The 17,359-nt window shown below is 61.7% G+C and carries 13 protein-coding genes; all 13 read right to left on the bottom strand.

Going from position 1 to position 17,359, the window contains the following annotated elements; translation table 11 throughout:
• Positions 1-44: 44 nt before the first annotated feature.
• Entirely contained in the window at positions 45-3,713 is a 3,669-nt protein-coding gene (locus CAQU_RS06430) for a choice-of-anchor M domain-containing protein (RefSeq protein WP_075726236.1), read from the bottom strand.
• Positions 3,714-3,766: 53 nt separating this feature from the next.
• Positions 3,767-4,774 carry an anchored repeat-type ABC transporter permease subunit gene (locus CAQU_RS06435; RefSeq protein WP_075726238.1) on the bottom strand — a complete coding sequence of 336 codons (1,008 nt, stop codon included), beginning with the start codon at positions 4,772-4,774 and terminating at the stop codon, positions 3,767-3,769.
• Positions 4,771-5,526: an anchored repeat-type ABC transporter ATP-binding subunit gene (locus CAQU_RS06440; RefSeq protein WP_075726240.1), complete on the bottom strand. Its 756-nt coding sequence runs from the start codon at positions 5,524-5,526 to the stop codon at positions 4,771-4,773. Before CAQU_RS06440 ends, CAQU_RS06435 begins: the two co-directional genes overlap by 4 nt.
• 5 nt (positions 5,527-5,531) lie before the next feature.
• On the bottom strand, positions 5,532-6,560 hold the full coding sequence (locus tag CAQU_RS06445; RefSeq protein WP_075726242.1) for a choice-of-anchor M domain-containing protein: 1,029 nt from the start codon (positions 6,558-6,560) through the stop codon (positions 5,532-5,534).
• A gap of 28 nt (positions 6,561-6,588) precedes the next feature.
• On the bottom strand, positions 6,589-8,322 hold the full coding sequence (locus tag CAQU_RS06450; protein ID WP_157108933.1) for a metal ABC transporter solute-binding protein, Zn/Mn family: 1,734 nt from the start codon (positions 8,320-8,322) through the stop codon (positions 6,589-6,591).
• The gene (locus CAQU_RS06455) at positions 8,319-10,088 is read right to left on the bottom strand and encodes a TIGR03773 family transporter-associated surface protein (RefSeq protein ID WP_075726244.1); all 1,770 of its coding nucleotides are present in this window, start codon (positions 10,086-10,088) and stop codon (positions 8,319-8,321) included. Before CAQU_RS06455 ends, CAQU_RS06450 begins: the two co-directional genes overlap by 4 nt.
• Positions 10,089-10,479: 391 nt before the next feature.
• The gene (locus CAQU_RS06460) at positions 10,480-10,863 is read right to left on the bottom strand and encodes a metal-sulfur cluster assembly factor (RefSeq protein WP_075728479.1); all 384 of its coding nucleotides are present in this window, start codon (positions 10,861-10,863) and stop codon (positions 10,480-10,482) included.
• A gap of 111 nt (positions 10,864-10,974) precedes the next feature.
• The gene (gene sufU, locus CAQU_RS06465) at positions 10,975-11,430 is read right to left on the bottom strand and encodes a Fe-S cluster assembly sulfur transfer protein SufU (protein ID WP_075726246.1); all 456 of its coding nucleotides are present in this window, start codon (positions 11,428-11,430) and stop codon (positions 10,975-10,977) included.
• A gap of 78 nt (positions 11,431-11,508) precedes the next feature.
• Positions 11,509-12,762, bottom strand: a complete 1,254-nt coding sequence (locus CAQU_RS06470; protein WP_075726248.1) for a cysteine desulfurase — start codon at positions 12,760-12,762, stop codon at positions 11,509-11,511.
• Entirely contained in the window at positions 12,762-13,517 is a 756-nt protein-coding gene (sufC, locus tag CAQU_RS06475; protein ID WP_075726250.1) for a Fe-S cluster assembly ATPase SufC, read from the bottom strand. Before sufC ends, CAQU_RS06470 begins: the two co-directional genes overlap by 1 nt.
• 50 nt (positions 13,518-13,567) lie before the next feature.
• Entirely contained in the window at positions 13,568-14,752 is a 1,185-nt protein-coding gene (gene sufD, locus CAQU_RS06480; protein WP_075726252.1) for a Fe-S cluster assembly protein SufD, read from the bottom strand.
• 4 nt (positions 14,753-14,756) lie between these two features.
• Complete coding sequence (gene sufB / locus CAQU_RS06485; RefSeq protein ID WP_075726254.1) at positions 14,757-16,199, bottom strand: Fe-S cluster assembly protein SufB; 1,443 nt, start codon at positions 16,197-16,199, stop codon at positions 14,757-14,759.
• A 17-nt stretch (positions 16,200-16,216) separates the two neighbouring features.
• Entirely contained in the window at positions 16,217-16,918 is a 702-nt protein-coding gene (locus CAQU_RS06490) for a helix-turn-helix transcriptional regulator (protein ID WP_075728481.1), read from the bottom strand.
• Positions 16,919-17,359: the final 441 nt, after the last annotated feature.

Raw genomic sequence — 17,359 nt, forward strand, 5'->3', positions numbered from 1 at the left:
GCGGGGCGCCAAAAGCTAAGGAGTTCGTTGAGCGTCGATGCGTATCAGCGGCGACGAGTGGAATACAGCGTGCTGCCGACAATCAGGACAGCCCCCAGCATTGCCATCACACCAACCCCAACCAGGACTCCCTCCATGTAGCTGCTGTTGGAAGCATTACGGATGCTTTCCAACTCTTTTTCGCTTGCTTGATTATGCGGTGCAGCCAGAGCCGCCGGTGCTTCCTGACCGTCTACCGGGGTCAACGGAAGTGCCTGGGCAGCAGACTCGGACGTTGCAGCCAGCGGAATAACGGCCGGTTTACCCTCTTGAGCACCCTGGGTCTCTACTGTTGCTGCCGGTGCCGGTGCCGGGCCAGCGACAGCGGCCGCTGGCCGAGAAAGCGACGACCCGGAAGACACAGGAACCGAAATGGATCCATTGGAACGCTGCCCTTCAGGGGTCGGTTCCTGACCACCGCCACCACCAGGGGCGGCATTCACCGTGACTGGAGCAGCAGTTGCGGTAGCCGTCACGACCACGTTTTTCGCCGCGGGACCAAGGCCAACCAATTCGAGCAAGTGAGCTAAAAGATTTCCGAACTGAGCGCTAACGGTGTTGATCACCTTCACCAAAGCAACAACCACACTGAGCAGACCAGACACAGCAGACATACTCCAGCTGTCTCCGTCACTAGAGCTTGAGGCACTAGAATCCGGGGCCTTAACAACGCTTGAGGTGGTGGTTTGGGTTTCTACCGGTCGGATCCCCTGAGCCTTCGAAGGCGCAGGTTGAGTAGGCGCAACCGTGGCCGTTGGCCGCAAGGTCGGCTGGCTAGGAACACCCGGCGTAACTGGAGCGCCGGGTCGGACAGCGGTCGGCGTCGGGGCGGCGGGATCTTCAGGCACAGCAGGATCCTCCGGCGCGGGCACGACGACGGACGGCTGCGTGGGGTTCGGTGCGGTCGGGGGCAAACCACCCGCGGCCACTAGTTCGCGTGCTGCTTTGTCATGGTGGCGTCCCACCGCAAAGAAAACTTCCAGGGGCTCGCTATGGCTGGTGCCGTTCACATCAGTCCAGGAGTAGTTCAGTACTGCACGATAAGCTCCGGGTTTGTTGAACAGGAAGTATTGGTGATCGTGGGAGCCGGTTTGGTACCTGATCACCGCAGAGGAGTTGGCGGAGTCCAAGCCTGGGGTGAACTTTCCAAGGAAGTCCATGTGACCCGTGATCATGCGTCCTGGACCGGTGAATTCTTTCAGCGAAACGGTCACACCTTCGCCATTGATGCTGGAGTAATCAGAACGGTCAGTGGAGAATCCCACCCACGGGAGTCCACTGTCTTGAACCTGCGGCAGGTACCAACCTTCTCCGGCAAAATCATTCGCGTAATTGACGATTGCCGGGGGCATTTCTCCGCGCGTCTTTTCCGGCACGAGGATGACGAAGCTACCACTTGGGCGCAATTGCTGAGCGGACGGGATAGCGTCATCAATGAGTACCGTCTTCTTGTTTGCACTTTGAGGGTCATCAATCAACGCCAAGTCCATGTGCCCCTGGGTGATGACAGCATCCGGGGTCTGAGAACCCCATAGCGCCAAGAAATCCTGCTGGGCTGCACTTGGTGACGGTGCAGGCTGCGGAGCCGGTTGCGTAATGGTTGGTGCAGGTTGGGGCTCCGGCTTCGGGTCAGGCTTCGGCGCAGGCTGTTCCTTCTTGGTGCTCGACGGCGCGGGCTCCGGCTTCGGATCAGGCTTCGGCGCAGGCTGTTCCTTCTTGGTGCTCGACGGTGCGGGCTCCGGCTTCGGGTCAGGCTTGGGCGCTGGTTCTTCCTTCTTGGTGCTCGACGGTGCGGGCTCCGGCTTCGGGTCAGGCTTGGGCGCTGGTTCTTCCTTCTTGGTGCTCGACGGTGCGGGCTCCGGCTTCGGGTCAGGCTTGGGCGCTGGTTCTTCCTTCTTGGTGCTCGACGGTGCGGGCTCCGGCTTCGGCTCAGGCTGAGGTTCTGGGGCTACGGTCGGTTCAGGTTCGGGCAGTGGCTGGTCTTCTACTCCAGGAAGCTGGGGGTAGTAGAAGGGGTTTGCGCCAGAGATTGTCCGATCGCCACAGCTGCGGTCGCCTCCGGTGGGCAGCATCTCGGATTGACCATTTTTCTTTCGCCAAGCGTTGATTGCTTCGTTGCCGACAAGGAAGACCCATTCGGTACCGGCCGACATGAAGGTGTTTTCTTGCTTTTCAACCCGGAAGGTGGGCGTTGCGGTGTAGACGCCGGGGGTGCTGAAGCCGTACTGGGTGGGGTAGACGCCTTTTTCTGGGAACATGAAGCTGCGGTTGGAGCCACCGCCGTTTTTGGCTACTGGGATAAAGCCTTGTCCGTTGTCGATTCCTCCGATGTAGTAGCCACCGACGGGGCCTTCAAATGCGACAGACAGGCTGGCCTTGGATCCGGATTCAAGGGCATCGTAGTCGATGCCGGTGGTGTCCACACCGAAAGACGGGGCGCCGTTGGTGGCGCGGGCGGGCGAAAGATACATTGCCCGACTTCCGGTGTCTCTGACCCAGGATCCTAGGTAGGGGTCAGCTGGGTCGACACAGGTGACGGTGCTGTCGGGGATTTCCAGGACTGGGTAGCTGCCGAAGTTGTCGGTGGGGTCGACGCTGGTGTTGGTGAGCGTGGGCTTTTGGCTTCCTTCGCTCCAGGAAAGGTTGGCGGTTGCGGTGCCGCGGGAAATGATGCCGTCGGGGTCTTCCTCGTAGAAGGCGTTGTCGGCTTGCCTTTGGATGGCTTCCGTGTCAGCAGTCGGCGGGATGTCTTTGGGTTGTGGTGTTGGTACGGGGTCGTCGGAGGGAGCTTTGAGGCCCATGTCTTTGCGGGCATCTTCGGCGGTGTAGCTGATGCTGGTCAACCCTCGGGTGGTGCCTTTGGGGAGGTGAACCTGTTCATCGGTGCCGACGAGCCAGTATTGGGTGGTCGGTTCGCTTCGTTCGATGGTTCCGTCGTAGTGGCGGCCGGTTGCTTGCCAGGTCAGTGCGTAAATGCCTGGCTTGCTGAAGGTCCAGTCGTAGTGGCCGTGTCCACCGACGTCGATGGTGGTCTTTTTCTGGGTGCGGGAGCTGAAGTGTCGGCGCGGGGTTTTCCATCCGGAGATGTAGTTGAAGATTTCCATGTCTCCGGGGCCGGAGAAGTCCACGAGTTCGAGGTCGATGCCGTTGCCGACAAAGTCGTTGGGAACTTTCCACTCGTGGTGTTGGTCGAATGCGCCGAAGCCGGCCCAGATGGGAATGTGTCCGAGGTAGTAGGTGAAGGGGGCGTGCCACAGGATGGTGCCGGGTTTGCCGAGGAAGCTCAAGGCGGGGTCATCAGGGACCACCATGCGGGAGACTTCTTTGCCGTTGTGGCCGAAGGGGGCCAGGCGCATGCAGGAACTTTCCGAGGGGACGACTTCGGTGCCGTCCACCGTCATGATGGCGAGCTTGCCCTGGTGGCGGGTGATGTAGGTGGCGTCGATGTGGGCGCCATAGAGGAGGTTTTTGTCGGCGCAGGGGTGGGCTTTTCCGTCGATTGTGACGTCGGCGGGGACGTGTACTTCGTCAGATCTGCTTCCTGGTCGGTGTTCAGTTGCAGGTGCCGGGTCGGCGTTGATGGCCGGCGCCTGGGCGATGCCGAGCGCGAGTGCAGCGATGACTGCCATGGTTGCGCGCGCCAGCCGCCGTTGGGGCGTGTGGGGGGTGTGCATGGTGTGGTGTGTCCTCGTTTGTTTTGGAAGTTCAGGGGCCGGGTTGTTTTCGCTTAGGCGTGTTGTCGTTCGACGGCCTGAGTATGGGCTGGGTATCGGGTGGTGGGTTGGGGCGCTTCTGTGCCTGGGTCGGGATGTGGTTGCTCCGAGTCGGCTGCGGGCTGTGTGCGACTGTGGTCTGTGTGCGCCTGTGGGCTGCGGGTAGTTGGAGTGCGCTTGGTGCGCGCCAAGGTGGTGATCAGGGGCCCAGCTGCCCAGGCCAGCAAGAAGATTGCTGTGGCTACCAGCACGATGGTCGCCCCTGTGGGGATGTCAAGTGCCCAGGAAAGATACAGGCCGACGAGGGCGCTGAAGCTTCCGATGGCAGCTGCGGACAGCATCATGGGGATGAGTCGCTTGTGCAGGATTCGGGCGGTCGCCGCAGGGGTCACCAACAGTGCCAGCACGAGGATGTTTCCTACGGTCCGAACGCTGACGACGACGGTGGTGGCGATGATGGTGTAGAGCACCATGTCGACAAGCAGCACGGGGATTCCGAGTGCCGCCGAGGTTTCCCGGTCGAGGCTGACTGCGATGATGAGCCTGCCGAAAATCAGTAGTGTCGCGATGGTGATGATCAGGGCGGCTGCGGTGACCAGGATGTCCGTCGGCGATACACCGGTGATGGATCCAAACAGGAAGCTGGTGACGTTGGCTGTGTAGGTGGGGGTTTTCGCCAGAATCACCAGCCCGATGGCAAAAGCTGCGGCGAAAAAGATTCCGATGGCCGAGTCGTGGGCAACTGCCTTGCGGTGGGCGACGATGGCGATGATGATCGCGACGCTGATACCGGCGGCTGCGCCGCCGAGGAGCAGGGAACCGCCGGTGATGAAGGCAATGGCGAGTCCGGGAAAGACTGCGTGGGCGACGGCGTCACCGATAAAAGCCATGCCGCGCAGCACCACCAGCGTTCCGACGATTCCGCAGAGAATTGCGGAGAGTACGGCGACGAGGAGTGCTTGGGGCAGGAAAGCCAGCTGCGGGTTGGCTAGGTCTGCCAAAAAGTCGATGGGGGTAATCATGTGCGGGCTCCTACGGTGCGCAGCAGGGCGGCGTCCGCGCTGACGCCGAAGACCCGTTGCCATAGCTCGGGATCTTTCAGGTCTTGTGGGGGCGCGTAGGCATGAACTGTGCCTTTGAGAATCAGGAGCTTGTCGCACAGGTCGACTGCCTGCCCCAGGTCGTGGGTGGCCATGATGATCGTGGTGCCACCGTGGGAGAGTTGTTTGACTAGGTCGCCGAGCATTTCTTGGTTGGGAACGTCCAGCCCGGTCAGCGGCTCGTCGAGTAACAGCACGCGCGGGTTGCATGCCAAGGCCCGCGCGATGAGTACCCGCTGCCGTTGGCCGCCGGATAATTCTGCGATGCTGCGGTCCGCGAGCTCCGCCATCGCGGTGCGTGCCAGGGCCTGGTGGGCGTGCTCGTAGTCGGCGCGCCCGGCAGGGCGGAATTTGTGTAGGTGGGCGCGGCCGTTGAGGACCGCCTGGAAAACACTGATGGGGAAATCCCAGGCGACGTGTGCCCGCTGCGGGACATATCCGACGGCCCGGCGGGGGCAATGCACGGTTCCCCGCCGAGGTGCGATGGCACCGCTGAGACACCGCAGAAGGGTGGTTTTGCCGGCACCATTGGGGCCGATCAATCCGACGAGTTCGCCGGGGGCGAAATCAACCGTGATGTCGGTGAGAACATCCCGGCCACCCAGTCGAACATGCACACCGTCGACGAAGCAGGAAGCTTTCGAGCGGGTGTTACTGTTGGTGGGGGCGGTCATGGCAGCTACTCCCCTGCGCCCGGCTGCTGCTGGTTAGCGGATTGGGCGGCGTGTGCCCGGTGGTTTTTCGCCCGCGCCCACACCACCGCAGCAATGATGAGTACGAGTGCTCCGACAGCGAAGACAACACCGGCTAGCAACGAGGTCTGGGATGAGCTGCTGGTGGCGGCAGCTTCGGGGGTGTCGGGTTGGGTCGGGCTGGCGGTATTCGGGGCCAGACCCTGTTGGGTATCGCTTGCAGCCTGCGGCGTGTGCCCCGGCACGAACTCGCTTTTTGCCTCCAGGGTTTGCTGCATATCCGCTCCACCGACTGCGAAACGCAGCGTCGCATGAATCGGCTCTCCGCTGCTTCCGTCCGCGTTGTTGGGGGTGGCGGTGATGTCAAGTACATGGGAACCAGGCTCGGTGAACACCCAGTTGGCGTGCACGTGAGTATTCGGCTCGATCCACATGTTTTGGGGCAGCGGCTTGGTGGCGTCTACCAAAGCCTGCGGTGCCGCGAAACCACCGGATTGCACGAAAAGACTAAACGCGCCGGGGCCGGTGTGGTGGTCGACGGTGAGCGTTAAGCCTTGAGGGTTAGTTTCCAAAAAGCTGGGGGCCTGGGTGTTCCACCCCAACCAGGGAACGTCCGCGATTTGGTTTTGGGGAATCGCCCACACTTCCGCGCCGGCCGGGGCAGCAACGAATCCATAGTCGCCACCGCCCGGCAGTGTCTGCTTGGCTTCGTCGCCGAGGACGAAGACCGTGTCATTGGGGTGCCGCCACACGGGAGGGTGCACCGAGTCGTCACGGATCAAGATCTGGGACTTTCCTTCACTAACGACCGGGCCGAAATCGAAATGCCCCGCAACGACTGCAACTGGGTTTCCGGCAGCCGCGATCTGCTCATTCGCATCGACGGTTTGCACGAGCGCCGGGTCGGTTTGGGCTTGAACCACGACCGGGCTGCTGAGAGTCAGCGCGCTTGCGGCTCCAATAGCTGCCAGGGCGCTGGCCCAGCGGGAGGGGGTTGCTAGTGATGTGAAAGACATGGGTGGTGAGTGTCCTTGCGTTGATTTCTTAGTCGTTGGAGGTGTTGTCGTGGATGGTTTGTGGCGGGCTGATAAGGCAGGAGCGGATGCTCTCGGCGTCAGCGGTGAGCACATCCAGGTAGGAGTTCACGCCATCATCGGGGCTGAGTGTGTCGCCAAAAATCGGACATGTCGCAACCTCGTTGTCTGCTGCGATGCGGATCAGTGTTGCGTGATGCGCAGTTGCCTGGGGTTCAATGAACACCGCCGGCACTTTGAGATCCCGCAGGGCGCTGGACACCGCTGCCACATCGCGTGGTGATGGCTCGGTTTCCGCATTCGGGGAAATCACCCCGGCAACTTTGAGCCCATAGCGTTCGGCCAGGTAGCCGTAGCCGTCGTGGGTGGTGACCATGTTGCGACGCGCTGGATCAACGCTGGCCACGGCCGCAAACAATGAAGCGTCGGCGGCCTGTATTTGGGCGCGGTAGCGACTCAGCCGGGATTGGTAGTAGGCCGCGTTGTCGGGGTCGATATCGCTGAGGGTGGCAGCGATTGCTTGCGCGTAGGCTTCGCCGTTGTTGGCGTCGAGCCAAGCGTGGGGGTCCGTGTCGCCGTGCACATGTTTGCCAACGACCGCTTGACGCAGCATGTACACCTGTTGTTGTCCCCGGTTTCCGGTGAGCTTGCTAAGCCACGCACGCCACCCTGTGGCGGCGGGTTGCGGGTGCGGTTCAGCGGCTTCCTGTGGATTGTTTTGGGTGTACAAAAAGCGGTATTCGGGGCCGGGTGGAATCGGCGTCAGCGTTTTAGCTGGCACAGAAATCACGGCCTGAGCTGGGTCGAAAACCGGTCGGGGCGCATGTGGAGCCTCTGGGTCGCCAACCAAGGTGATGGTGTGTTGCCCTTCATCGACGGTGATATCCAAATGTCCGGCATCAGCTACATGAGGTGTGGTGCCAGACACCGCGGGGTGGCCATAAGGATCGACGCCAACCGCAAAGTTCACAGTGCCGGAAGCTACGGGCACGTACTGGCGCTGCGGGGCGCCACCAGATGCCACAACTCCAGCCGACTCGCCCGCCGCAGCAGCGAAAGTCATGCTGTAGTACCCCGGGGCGGTTGCCGCCCAGGACAGGTGTGTGTGGGCATCGAGCGGAATATCGGTGTGCTGTGCACTATCCCGGCTGTCCACCACCACTTCGGGGGCGCCGAAGGTGCTGGTGGTGTAGGCAACAAGTGCTGCGCCGGGTGGGGTGTCAGCGGCTTGAGCATTGATGCGCATCCGCCCGCTGGCCACGTCAGTACGACCCGAATCAGCGATAACTCGCAAGCCCAACCACACCGTGTCAAGGGTGTTGTCCTCTACCAGGGGCAAAAGAGCGCCACCGTACCGAGGTAGTTGTTCCGCGAGGGCTACGACTGGGGTGTTGGGAGAAGCGGTGTGAGCAATCGTGCGGGTCAGCGACTGCTGCTCTAACAGCAGCCCATTGGTGAATACAGCGTCCGCATGGGCGGTGTCCCGCACAGCTTTGAGACCGGGTTCAAAGGTGTGCGGATCCGCCCCCAATGGGATCAGTGAGGTCACCACTGCGCGATCACCGGCGATATTTTCCACCATGTCGGCGATCAGCGGGGTGGTCGCCACGATGCTCAACGTCTCGGGTTCCTTCTGCGTAGGAATCCGGGCCGCCTCCGCAGCGTGACAACTGACCACTGCGAGCGCCGACAGTCCCACAACCACTGCCCGTGCGGTAGCAGTCAGGAAGCGACGGGTGGTCACTTGATGCCTTTCACTCCCAGGATTTTCAAGCCACCGTGGGTGGCGGCGTGGATCAGGGCAGCTCCCAGTCCGAGCAGGCCCAAAGCCGCCACGATGAGGGCCACCCACGTTTGGCTGACGCCGGTGGCAGCCAGGCTGCTGTTAGACGCTTGGTTGTTGGTGCCGGTAGTCCCGCCGGCGCCTGGGGCTGCCCCGCCCGCCGAAGGGGTGCAGGCGGTGCCGTCGGGCAGGGTGTAGGCGGTCGCGCCTGCGCTGACCACGGTGGAGCCAAGGTCAAAGTGACCGTTGGTGATGCCTTGGCTGCTGCCCACAGCAAACCGCAAGGTGGTGTCGGCGGAGATGGGGGTGCCGTCGGTGCGGGTAGCGGTCTGGCGCAGGCCCAAGGTGTACACGCCCGGCTGGGTAAAGAGCCAGTTCGGGTGGACGTGGGTATTGCGCCTGATAGCGATCGAACCGCGGGGAGTATTGTTCGCGCCACTAAACCATGTCGTGCCAACAACATTGCCGAAGTTTCCACTGGTGAAAACCTCCATGCTGCCCGGCCCGCTAAAGCTGGTCAGCTCGAAAGTGACGTCACCGGTGGTTGCGTTGAGCAAGGCTTCATCCATGGTGTTGGCGCCCAACCACGGGACTCCCTGCACCTGCGTTGCGCCGATGCTGTACACGGTGCTTCCCGCCGCAATGCCACCGATGGTGGTGTTGATGGTGCTCTTCGAGTTCTCACCGAGCGCAAAAGTGAGGCTGGCCGGATCCCGATACACGGCCGGGTGCACCGAATCATCCTTGACCACTGCCTTCAGGCCGGCGCCGGTGGTGGGGCGCGCCTGGCACTGATCGTTTGCGGCAACGCCACCAGTTTCGGCGATCGCTCGCATCCCGCCGGTGCCATCGTCGGAGGACCCGGAGCTGCCGGAGGACCCGGATTCGCTGCGCCCCGGCTGCTGCGTGACAGTGGGAGTCACCGTCGTGGTGGTGGTTGTAGTGGTAGGAGTCTTGGTGAATTCTGCCCCACCAGGGTTCGGAGCAGGGTTGGGGCGCTGCGGAGAGGGAGCCTGCACGCCCGGCGCCGTCGGATTGTCGCCCGGGGTGGCGGCAGAGCCTACCGCCCAGGTGTAACGATGCGTAGCGCTAGTAGCCTTACCGGCCGGCCCGTCACCTTCTGCCCGCACATCCATGGTGTAGATGCCGGGTTCGGTGAACATCCAATAGGCGTGGGTGTGAGCGGGTTCCGCCTGGTGCCGTACGCTACCGCTCGTCAATTCGAGTCGGCCGTCGCTCAAAAGTGGGACCAGGTCCTGGCTGAAGTTCTTCTGGGAGAACAGGAAAACCTTGCCGGGGCCGGAGACGTTGTCAAAGACAATGTCGATGGCGTTGAACCCAGTGCCCGAGACCTCCAGGGTGTCCCAGCCGGGCCACAGCAAGCCGGGCTGCTGAGTTAGTGGCAGCAAGTAGCCGGAAGTGCCGATCTCCGGCTGGGCAGCCAGGTCGCTGGACAAGGCCGCGTCATTCACCCGCAATACGACGTCTTCGGGACGGTGGCGCACTCCGAGACCCGTGATGTCTTCCTTGACTTCGAGGCTGAGCTCTGTGCCCTGGGCAGCCACCGTAAAGGCGTCAACGTGCCCGTCGGAGAGCTCAACTGTGCTGGCATGGGCTGCGGTGGCGTTGAAGGCAACCAGTCCCACTGCTGCGAGGATGGCGATGACAATGCGGTGGGCGCGCCCGATGGGGGTGCGCGCGCCGGGGGGTGATTTAGGGTGCGACATGCGTGTCCTTTGTGGTCAAGCCGAAGCGAAAGAGGGTGGCCAAAGGGTCTTTTTCACCTGATTTCAGTAATGAGAACAGGTGTCAATACGCACAGGCTACAAACAGTTGAAAACGTTTGCAATATAGTGAAAATGCAGTCAATGGGGAGTGAAAATCAACCACCCCCGATAGCACTTTTGCCATCATCTTTTGGGCAAATTACCTCCCACTTTTCCCCTGTTAGCCTTGGGTCTTATTGACAACGATTACCCCCGATTAGTGAAAACCCACCCATCACATGCGTCACAGGTCACCCTTTGCCAACCGTGGCTCGTCACAGACCGCACAACGCAAACAACCCGCCCTCACCACAAGAGGTGAAAACGGGTTGCCTAAAAGCGTGACGACGAACTACACGGAGAAACCGAGGGCGCGCAGCTGCTCGCGACCATCCTCGGTGATCATCGCCGGGGTCCACGGCGGATTCCACACCCACTTGATCGTCAGCTTGCTGGCTGCTTTGTTACCCACCACAGCCTGCTCTGCTTGATCCTCCAGCACATCCGTCAGCGGACAGGCAGGAGAGGTCAACGTCATCTCAACGACGGCTTCATCACCGTTGTGGATCCAAATGTCATAGACCAAACCCAGATCGACAACGTTGATGCCCAGCTCGGGGTCGATCACATCGCGCATGTACTCTTCGACGTCAAAGGCGCGAGCCTCATCAGCTTCGCTTTGCTCAGGCTTGACCAACTCCGCAGCGGCTGCGCGCTCAGCGGTGCGGTCTTCCATGGCAGAACCCGCAGTGGGCTCCTGCTCGGGATTCGTCTCATTCGACATAAAAGCCACCTCTCGTAGGGTGAAAGAAAAATTATGGGCTAAGGACTAGAAGGACTACTAGCCTTAAGCGTCTTCGCGGGACTCTAATGCATCACTCGTGGCGGCCTGGAAGGCTTTCCATCCCAACAACGCGCATTTCACACGGGCCGGGTACTTAGAGACACCGCCGAAGGCGACACCGTCACCGATGACCTCCGGATCGCCCTCGATCTGGCCACGGGAGGTGACCATCTCTTCGAAAGCGGCCAGCTTTTCCATCGCTTCACCAACGGGAAGACCTACGATCTCATCGGCCATCACGCTGGTGGATGCCTGGCTGATCGAACAGCCGGTGGCGTCGTAGGAAATATCCTTGACCGTCTCGCCGGACTCGTCGAGCAGCACGCGCAGGGTCAGCTCGTCGCCACAGGAGGTGTTGACGTGATGAACTTCTGCATCAAAGTCGTCTTTGAGTCCCGCATGTGAGGGGTGGCGGTAGTGATCCAGGATCACTTCCTGGTACATCGCTTCGAGGTTCAACAATCCTCCTTGAAAATAATCCCTCCATAGACCCCAGGAAGCCGGAACCTATGGAAGGAATCGTGAAAGAACCTGCGGTTACAGGCTGAAAAACTCCTTGGCGCGGGCCACCGCGGCCGCGAGACGTTCGACCTCTTCGTGAGTGTTGTAGAGGTAGAACGAGGCGCGCGCTGTGGCCTGTGCATCGAGTGCACGGTGTGCCGGCCAGGCGCAGTGATGACCGACGCGAATTGCGACGCCCTCGTCGTCGAGCACCTGACCCATGTCGTGCGGGTGCACTCCATCGAGAACGAAGCTTACGGCAGAGCCGCGCAGGTGCATATCACGAGGGCCGACGATGCGGACCCCGTCGATGGCCTGCAAGGCCTCCAGCGCATGCTCGACCAAGGCGTGCTCATGAGCGGCGATGTTATCCATCCCCAACTCGGTGAGGTAGTTTACCGCCGCCCCCAAACCGACAACCTGGCTGGTCATTTGGGTTCCCGCCTCAAAGCGTTGCGGCGGAGGCGCGTAGGTGGACGACTCCATCTTCACGATCTCAATCATGGAGCCACCAGTGAGAAACGGCGGAAGCTGCTTCAGCAAGGATCGTTTCCCGTACAGGACTCCCACCCCGCTCGGGCCGCACATTTTATGGCCAGAAAAAGCCATAAAGTCCACGTCCAAAGCGCGCACATCGACGCTCATGTGAGGCACCGATTGGCAGGCATCCAGCACGACGAGCGCGTCGACCGCGCGGGCCCGACGCACCACCTCGGCCACATCCGTGACCGCACCGGTCACGTTGGACTGGTGAGTCACGGCCACGACCTTGACACTGTCATCGAGTTCGAGGGAGTCGAGGTCGATGCGCCCATCCGGGGTTGCGGTGTACCACTTCAGGGTGGCACCAGTGCGCCGGCACAGCTCTTGCCACGGAACCAGGTTCGCGTGGTGTTCGAGCTCGCTGACCACAACGGTGTCGCCTTCGCCGACCGCCAACGCGCCTGCGCGGGAATCACCCAACACGTAGGAGATTTCATTGAGCGCGTGGGTTGCGTTCATGGTGAACGCGATTTCATCGTCGTCGGCCCCAATGAACCGTGCGATGGCTAGCCGGGCCGATTCATAGGCGTCGGTTGCTTCCTCAGCCATCTCGTAGGCGCCGCGATGCACCGGGGCGTTGCAGCCGAGCACGAAGTCGCGCTCAGCTTCCCACACGGGCAGCGGACGTTGGCTGGTGGCCCCGGAATCGAGGTAGGCCAGCGTTTTTCCGCCACGAACCGTGCGACTCAGGATGGGGAATTGAGCACGCACCGCGTCCAGGTCGTATGCCGGGGTGGGGTACGTCATCACAGGAAGCGGTCGTAACCGTGTGCCTCGAGCTCGTCGGCGAGTTCCGGACCGCCGGAGGTGACGATCTTGCCGTCGGCGAACACGTGCACGTAGTCGGGGTGGACGTAGTTCAGGATGCGCTTGTAGTGGGTGATCATTAGCACGCCACCGTTGTTGCGCTCCTTGTATTTGTTGATGCCTTCGGACACGACGCGCAAAGCGTCGACGTCCAGGCCGGAGTCGGTCTCGTCAAGCACGGCGAACTTCGGCTTCAGCAGGCCCAGCTGCAGAACTTCGTGGCGCTTCTTTTCGCCACCGGAGAAACCTTCGTTGACGGAACGCTCGGAGAAGGCCTTGTCGATGGACAGTTCTTCCTGGGCTTCGCGAACTTCTTTGACCCAGTCGCGCAGCTTCGGAGCCTCACCACGCACGGCGGTGGCGGCGGTGCGCAGGAAGTTAGCCATGGACACGCCGGGAACCTCGACCGGGTACTGCATGGCGAGGAACAGGCCGGCGCGGGCGCGCTCGTCGACGTCAAGGTCGAGCAGGTTGACGCCGTCGAGCAGAACTTCACCTTCGGTGACTTCGTACTTGGGGTGTCCGGCGATGGTGTAGGACAGGGTGGACTTGCCGGAGCCGTTGGGGCCCATGATGGCGTGGGTCTCACCGGAGTTGATGGTCAGGTTGACGCCCTTGAGGATTTGCTTGGGCTCGGCGCCGTCTTCGGTGGGGCGCACCTGTGCGTGCAGGTTTTTGATTTCGAGGGTGCTCATAGCGGTTGAAAAGTCCTTAGCTTTATGAGTTTTAAGGATGGAAATCCGGTTTACAGCGGGGTGTTTTCGAGTTCTTCGGCGATGCGGTCTTCAAGCTTTTCGCGCAGTGAAGCTACCGGGATACGGCCGATGACCTCAGAGAAGAAGCCACGCACGATGAGGCGGCGGGCCGCGTCGGCGGGGATACCGCGGGAGAGCATGTAGAACAGCTGCTCGTCGTCGAAGCGTCCGACGGTGGCGGCGTGACCGGCGCCGGCGATTTCACCGGTTTCGATTTCCAGGTTGGGAACCGCATCAGCGCGCGCACCCTCGGTGAGCACCAGGTTGCGGTTCACTTCGTAGGTGTCGGTGCCTTGGGCGTTGGAGCGGATCAGCACGTCGCCGACCCAGGCGGTGCGGGCCTCCGGCTTGTCGGAGTCCGGATCGGCCTGCAAAGCGCCCTTGTACATGACGTTGGAGCGGCAGTTCGGGACGGCGTGGTCGACCAGCAGGCGCTGTTCGAAGAACTGTCCATCGTCGGCGAAGTAGACGCCCAGCAGTTCGGCGTCGCCACCGGGCTCGGTGAACTTCACCTGGGGGACGTTGCGGACAACGCCACCGCCGAAGCAGGCCACGGTGTGGCGGAAGACGGAATCGCGGCCGAGGATGGCGCGTTCACCGGCGCAGTGCACAGCATCGTCGTCCCAGTCCTCGTGGACGACGACGGTGAGGCGGGCGTTATCGCCGACTAAGTACTCGTGGTTGTCTGCGTGGGTGCCGGTTCCGACGAAGTGGAGGTTGACGAAGGCTTCTGCGCCTTCTTCCAGCTCGATGACCAGGGCGCCGAAGGTGGTGACGTCCGGGCCTTTGCCGGTGACGGTGATGGTGATGGGCTGGTCAACGGACACACCCTTGGCGATGTGAACCAGCTGACCGCCGGGGGCGCTGCTCCAGGCTTGTGCGCCGATGCGGTCGACGGCTCCGCCGGCGCGGCCCAGGCGTGCGTCGCCCTTGGCGAGCTTTTCGACGGTGACGCCGTCTACGCCCTCAGGCACGTCGACGACGACGTCGGGGCCTTCGGCGGGTGCGAAGGTTCCGTCGTGCAGGCCACGCAGCCTGCGCAGCGGCACGAAGCGCCATACCTCGTCGCGTCCACGGGGCACCTCGAAGTCGTTGACATCGAAGGAGGTGAACAGGTCACCTTTGTTGTTGTGGTAGGTGGCGTTTTTTACGGGAGTGATTTCTGGGGTGGTCACTTTTTTAGCCCACCGATCCTTCCATCTGAAGTTCAATGAGTCGGTTGAGCTCGAGGGCGTACTCCATCGGCAGCTCCTTGGCGATCGGCTCGACGAAGCCGCGAACGATCATCGCCATCGCTTCGTCTTCGGCGACACCGCGGCTCATCAGGTAGAACAGCTGGTCTTCGCTGACCTGCGACACGGTTGCTTCGTGGCCCAGGGAGACGTGGTCGTTGCGGATGTCGTTGTAGGGGTAGGTGTCCGACCGCGAGATGTTGTCCACCAGCAGCGCGTCGCATTCGACGTTGGAGGTGGAGTGGTGTGCGTCCTTATTGACCTGGACGAGACCGCGGTAGGCGGCGCGTCCACCGCCACGGGCGACGGACTTGGACACGATGTTGGAGGAGGTGTGCGGTGCCATGTGCACCATTTTTGCGCCGGTGTCCTGGAACTGGCCTTCGCCGGCGAACGCCACGGACAGCACCTCGCCCTTGGCGTGCGGGCCGGTCATCCACACGGCCGGGTATTTCATGGTCACCTTGGAGCCGATGTTGCCATCGACCCATTCCATGGTGGCGCCCTCTTCGCACTTGGTGCGCTTGGTGACCAGGTTGTAGACGTTGTTCGACCAGTTCTGGATCGTGGTGTAGCGGCAGCGGCCACCCTTTTTCACGATGATTTCGACGACTGCGGAGTGCAGGGAGTCGGACTTGTAGATCGGAGCGGTGCAGCCCTCGACGTAGTGCACGTAGGCGTCTTCGTCGACGATGATCAGGGTGCGCTCGAACTGGCCCATGTTTTCCGTGTTGATGCGGAAGTAGGCCTGCAGCGGAATATCGACGTGCACGCCCTTGGGCACGTAGATGAAGGAGCCACCGGACCACACGGCGGTGTTCAACGCGGAGAACTTGTTGTCACCGGCGGGGATGACGGTGCCGAAGTATTCCTTGAACAGCTCGGGGTGTTCTTTGAGTGCGGAGTCGGTGTCGAGGAAGATCACGCCCTGCTTTTCCAGGTCCTCGCGGATCTGGTGGTAGACCACCTCGGACTCGTACTGAGCTGCAACACCGGCGACCAGGCGCTGCTTTTCCGCCTCCGGGATACCGAGTTTGTCGTAGGTGTTTTTAATATCCTCCGGAAGCTCTTCCCAGCTGGTTGCCTGCTTCTCGGTGGAACGAACGAAGTATTTGATGTTGTCGAAGTCGATGCCCGACAGGTCGGCGCCCCAGGTCGGCATGGGCTTCTTTTCGAAGATCTCCAGGGCCTTGAGGCGGTTGTTGAGCATCCACTCGGGTTCGTTCTTCTTGGCGGAGATGTCGGCGACGACATCTCGGCTCAGGCCACGCTGTGCGGCCGCACCGGCGGCATCGGAGTCGTGCCAACCGTAGTTGTAGGCACCAATGGACTCGATGATTTCGTCGTCAGTGCGTGGCGCGTCGGCGACCTTGTCAGCAGCTCTAGTCACGTAGGCGCTCCCTTCGTTTAAGGAGTATGGGTGATGGGCGTCAGGGGAATCAGATTCCCGTTGACCTTTGCGGGAATATGCGTGGTGCAAATGTCGTGTCCGTCAGCGATCGACGCCAGGGGTTGAATGTGCTGGCCGAACAGTTCAGCAAGGGCTTCATGTTCTGCTTCGCACAACTCCGGGTGGGCGCTAGCCACTTCACTGATGGGGCAGTGATGCTGGCATAGCTGCACTCCCCTGTCGGTGGCGCGCACCTCGGCGGCGTAGCCGTGCCGGGAGAGCACATCGGCGATGCGTTGGGCTTTTTCTTCCGGTGTCAGCGATTCGGTGTCGACCGCCTCGTTGACTTCCTGAAGAATTTTTTTCACTCGTTTGCGCGCAAATTCTTTCACCGCTTTTTCCCCGCCGGTTTCCCGCAGTGTTTCCACTGCCAGGCTCGCCAGGGAGTCGTAGTCGTGGCCGAAGCGGTCGCGACCTTTCACGGTTAGCCTAAAGGCTTTAGCCGGGCGCCCGCGCCCCTTGTTGGGTTGGCGGGCGGGGCAGGTTTCGACGAGTTCTTCCCAGGTGAGGTTGTCGAGGTGACGCCTCACGCCGGCAGCGGCTAGCCCCAGGCGCGAACTGATGTCCGCGGTGGTCAGGGGGCCGCTGGTCAGCAGGGTGCGCAGAATTGCCTGGCGGGTGTCGCCCTCAACGGTGCGATTGGCTCCTTGGGTGCTCACTGCCAGCTCAACTCCTTCCTTGCTGTTGACGCCGTCAAAACCGCCGCGCGCGCTGCACTCGGCGGTGCGGGCACGGGCGACAGCCTTCGGCAGGCACGGCACTGGTTTCGTGCGCGTGGGGCTGGAGTCGAATGCCGTCGCGATTGTGTTGCGGTGCACCCCTCGGGTGCGCGCGTGCGGTAGCGGTGGTCAAAGGTTTTTGACAACACTAGTGTTCCTTAAATCCTTCGGTAGTGCAATACGCCAGCGCACGCGCATGTTTTTTCTTAATCAATTCCCCATCAATCATTTGCTTTACTTGTTTTCCCTCACCACAGCACACTTCGAATGATGTTCAATGCCGTTGATCCCGCGGCGATATCCCCGCAACGGGATCAGCCCCAGGCAACGGCAGCCAAGCTGTCGGCTCTCCTTACCGACCGGACGCCGCGTCGAAGTTTT

The organism is Corynebacterium aquilae DSM 44791, assembly GCF_001941445.1.
Lineage (GTDB): Bacteria > Actinomycetota > Actinomycetes > Mycobacteriales > Mycobacteriaceae > Corynebacterium > Corynebacterium aquilae.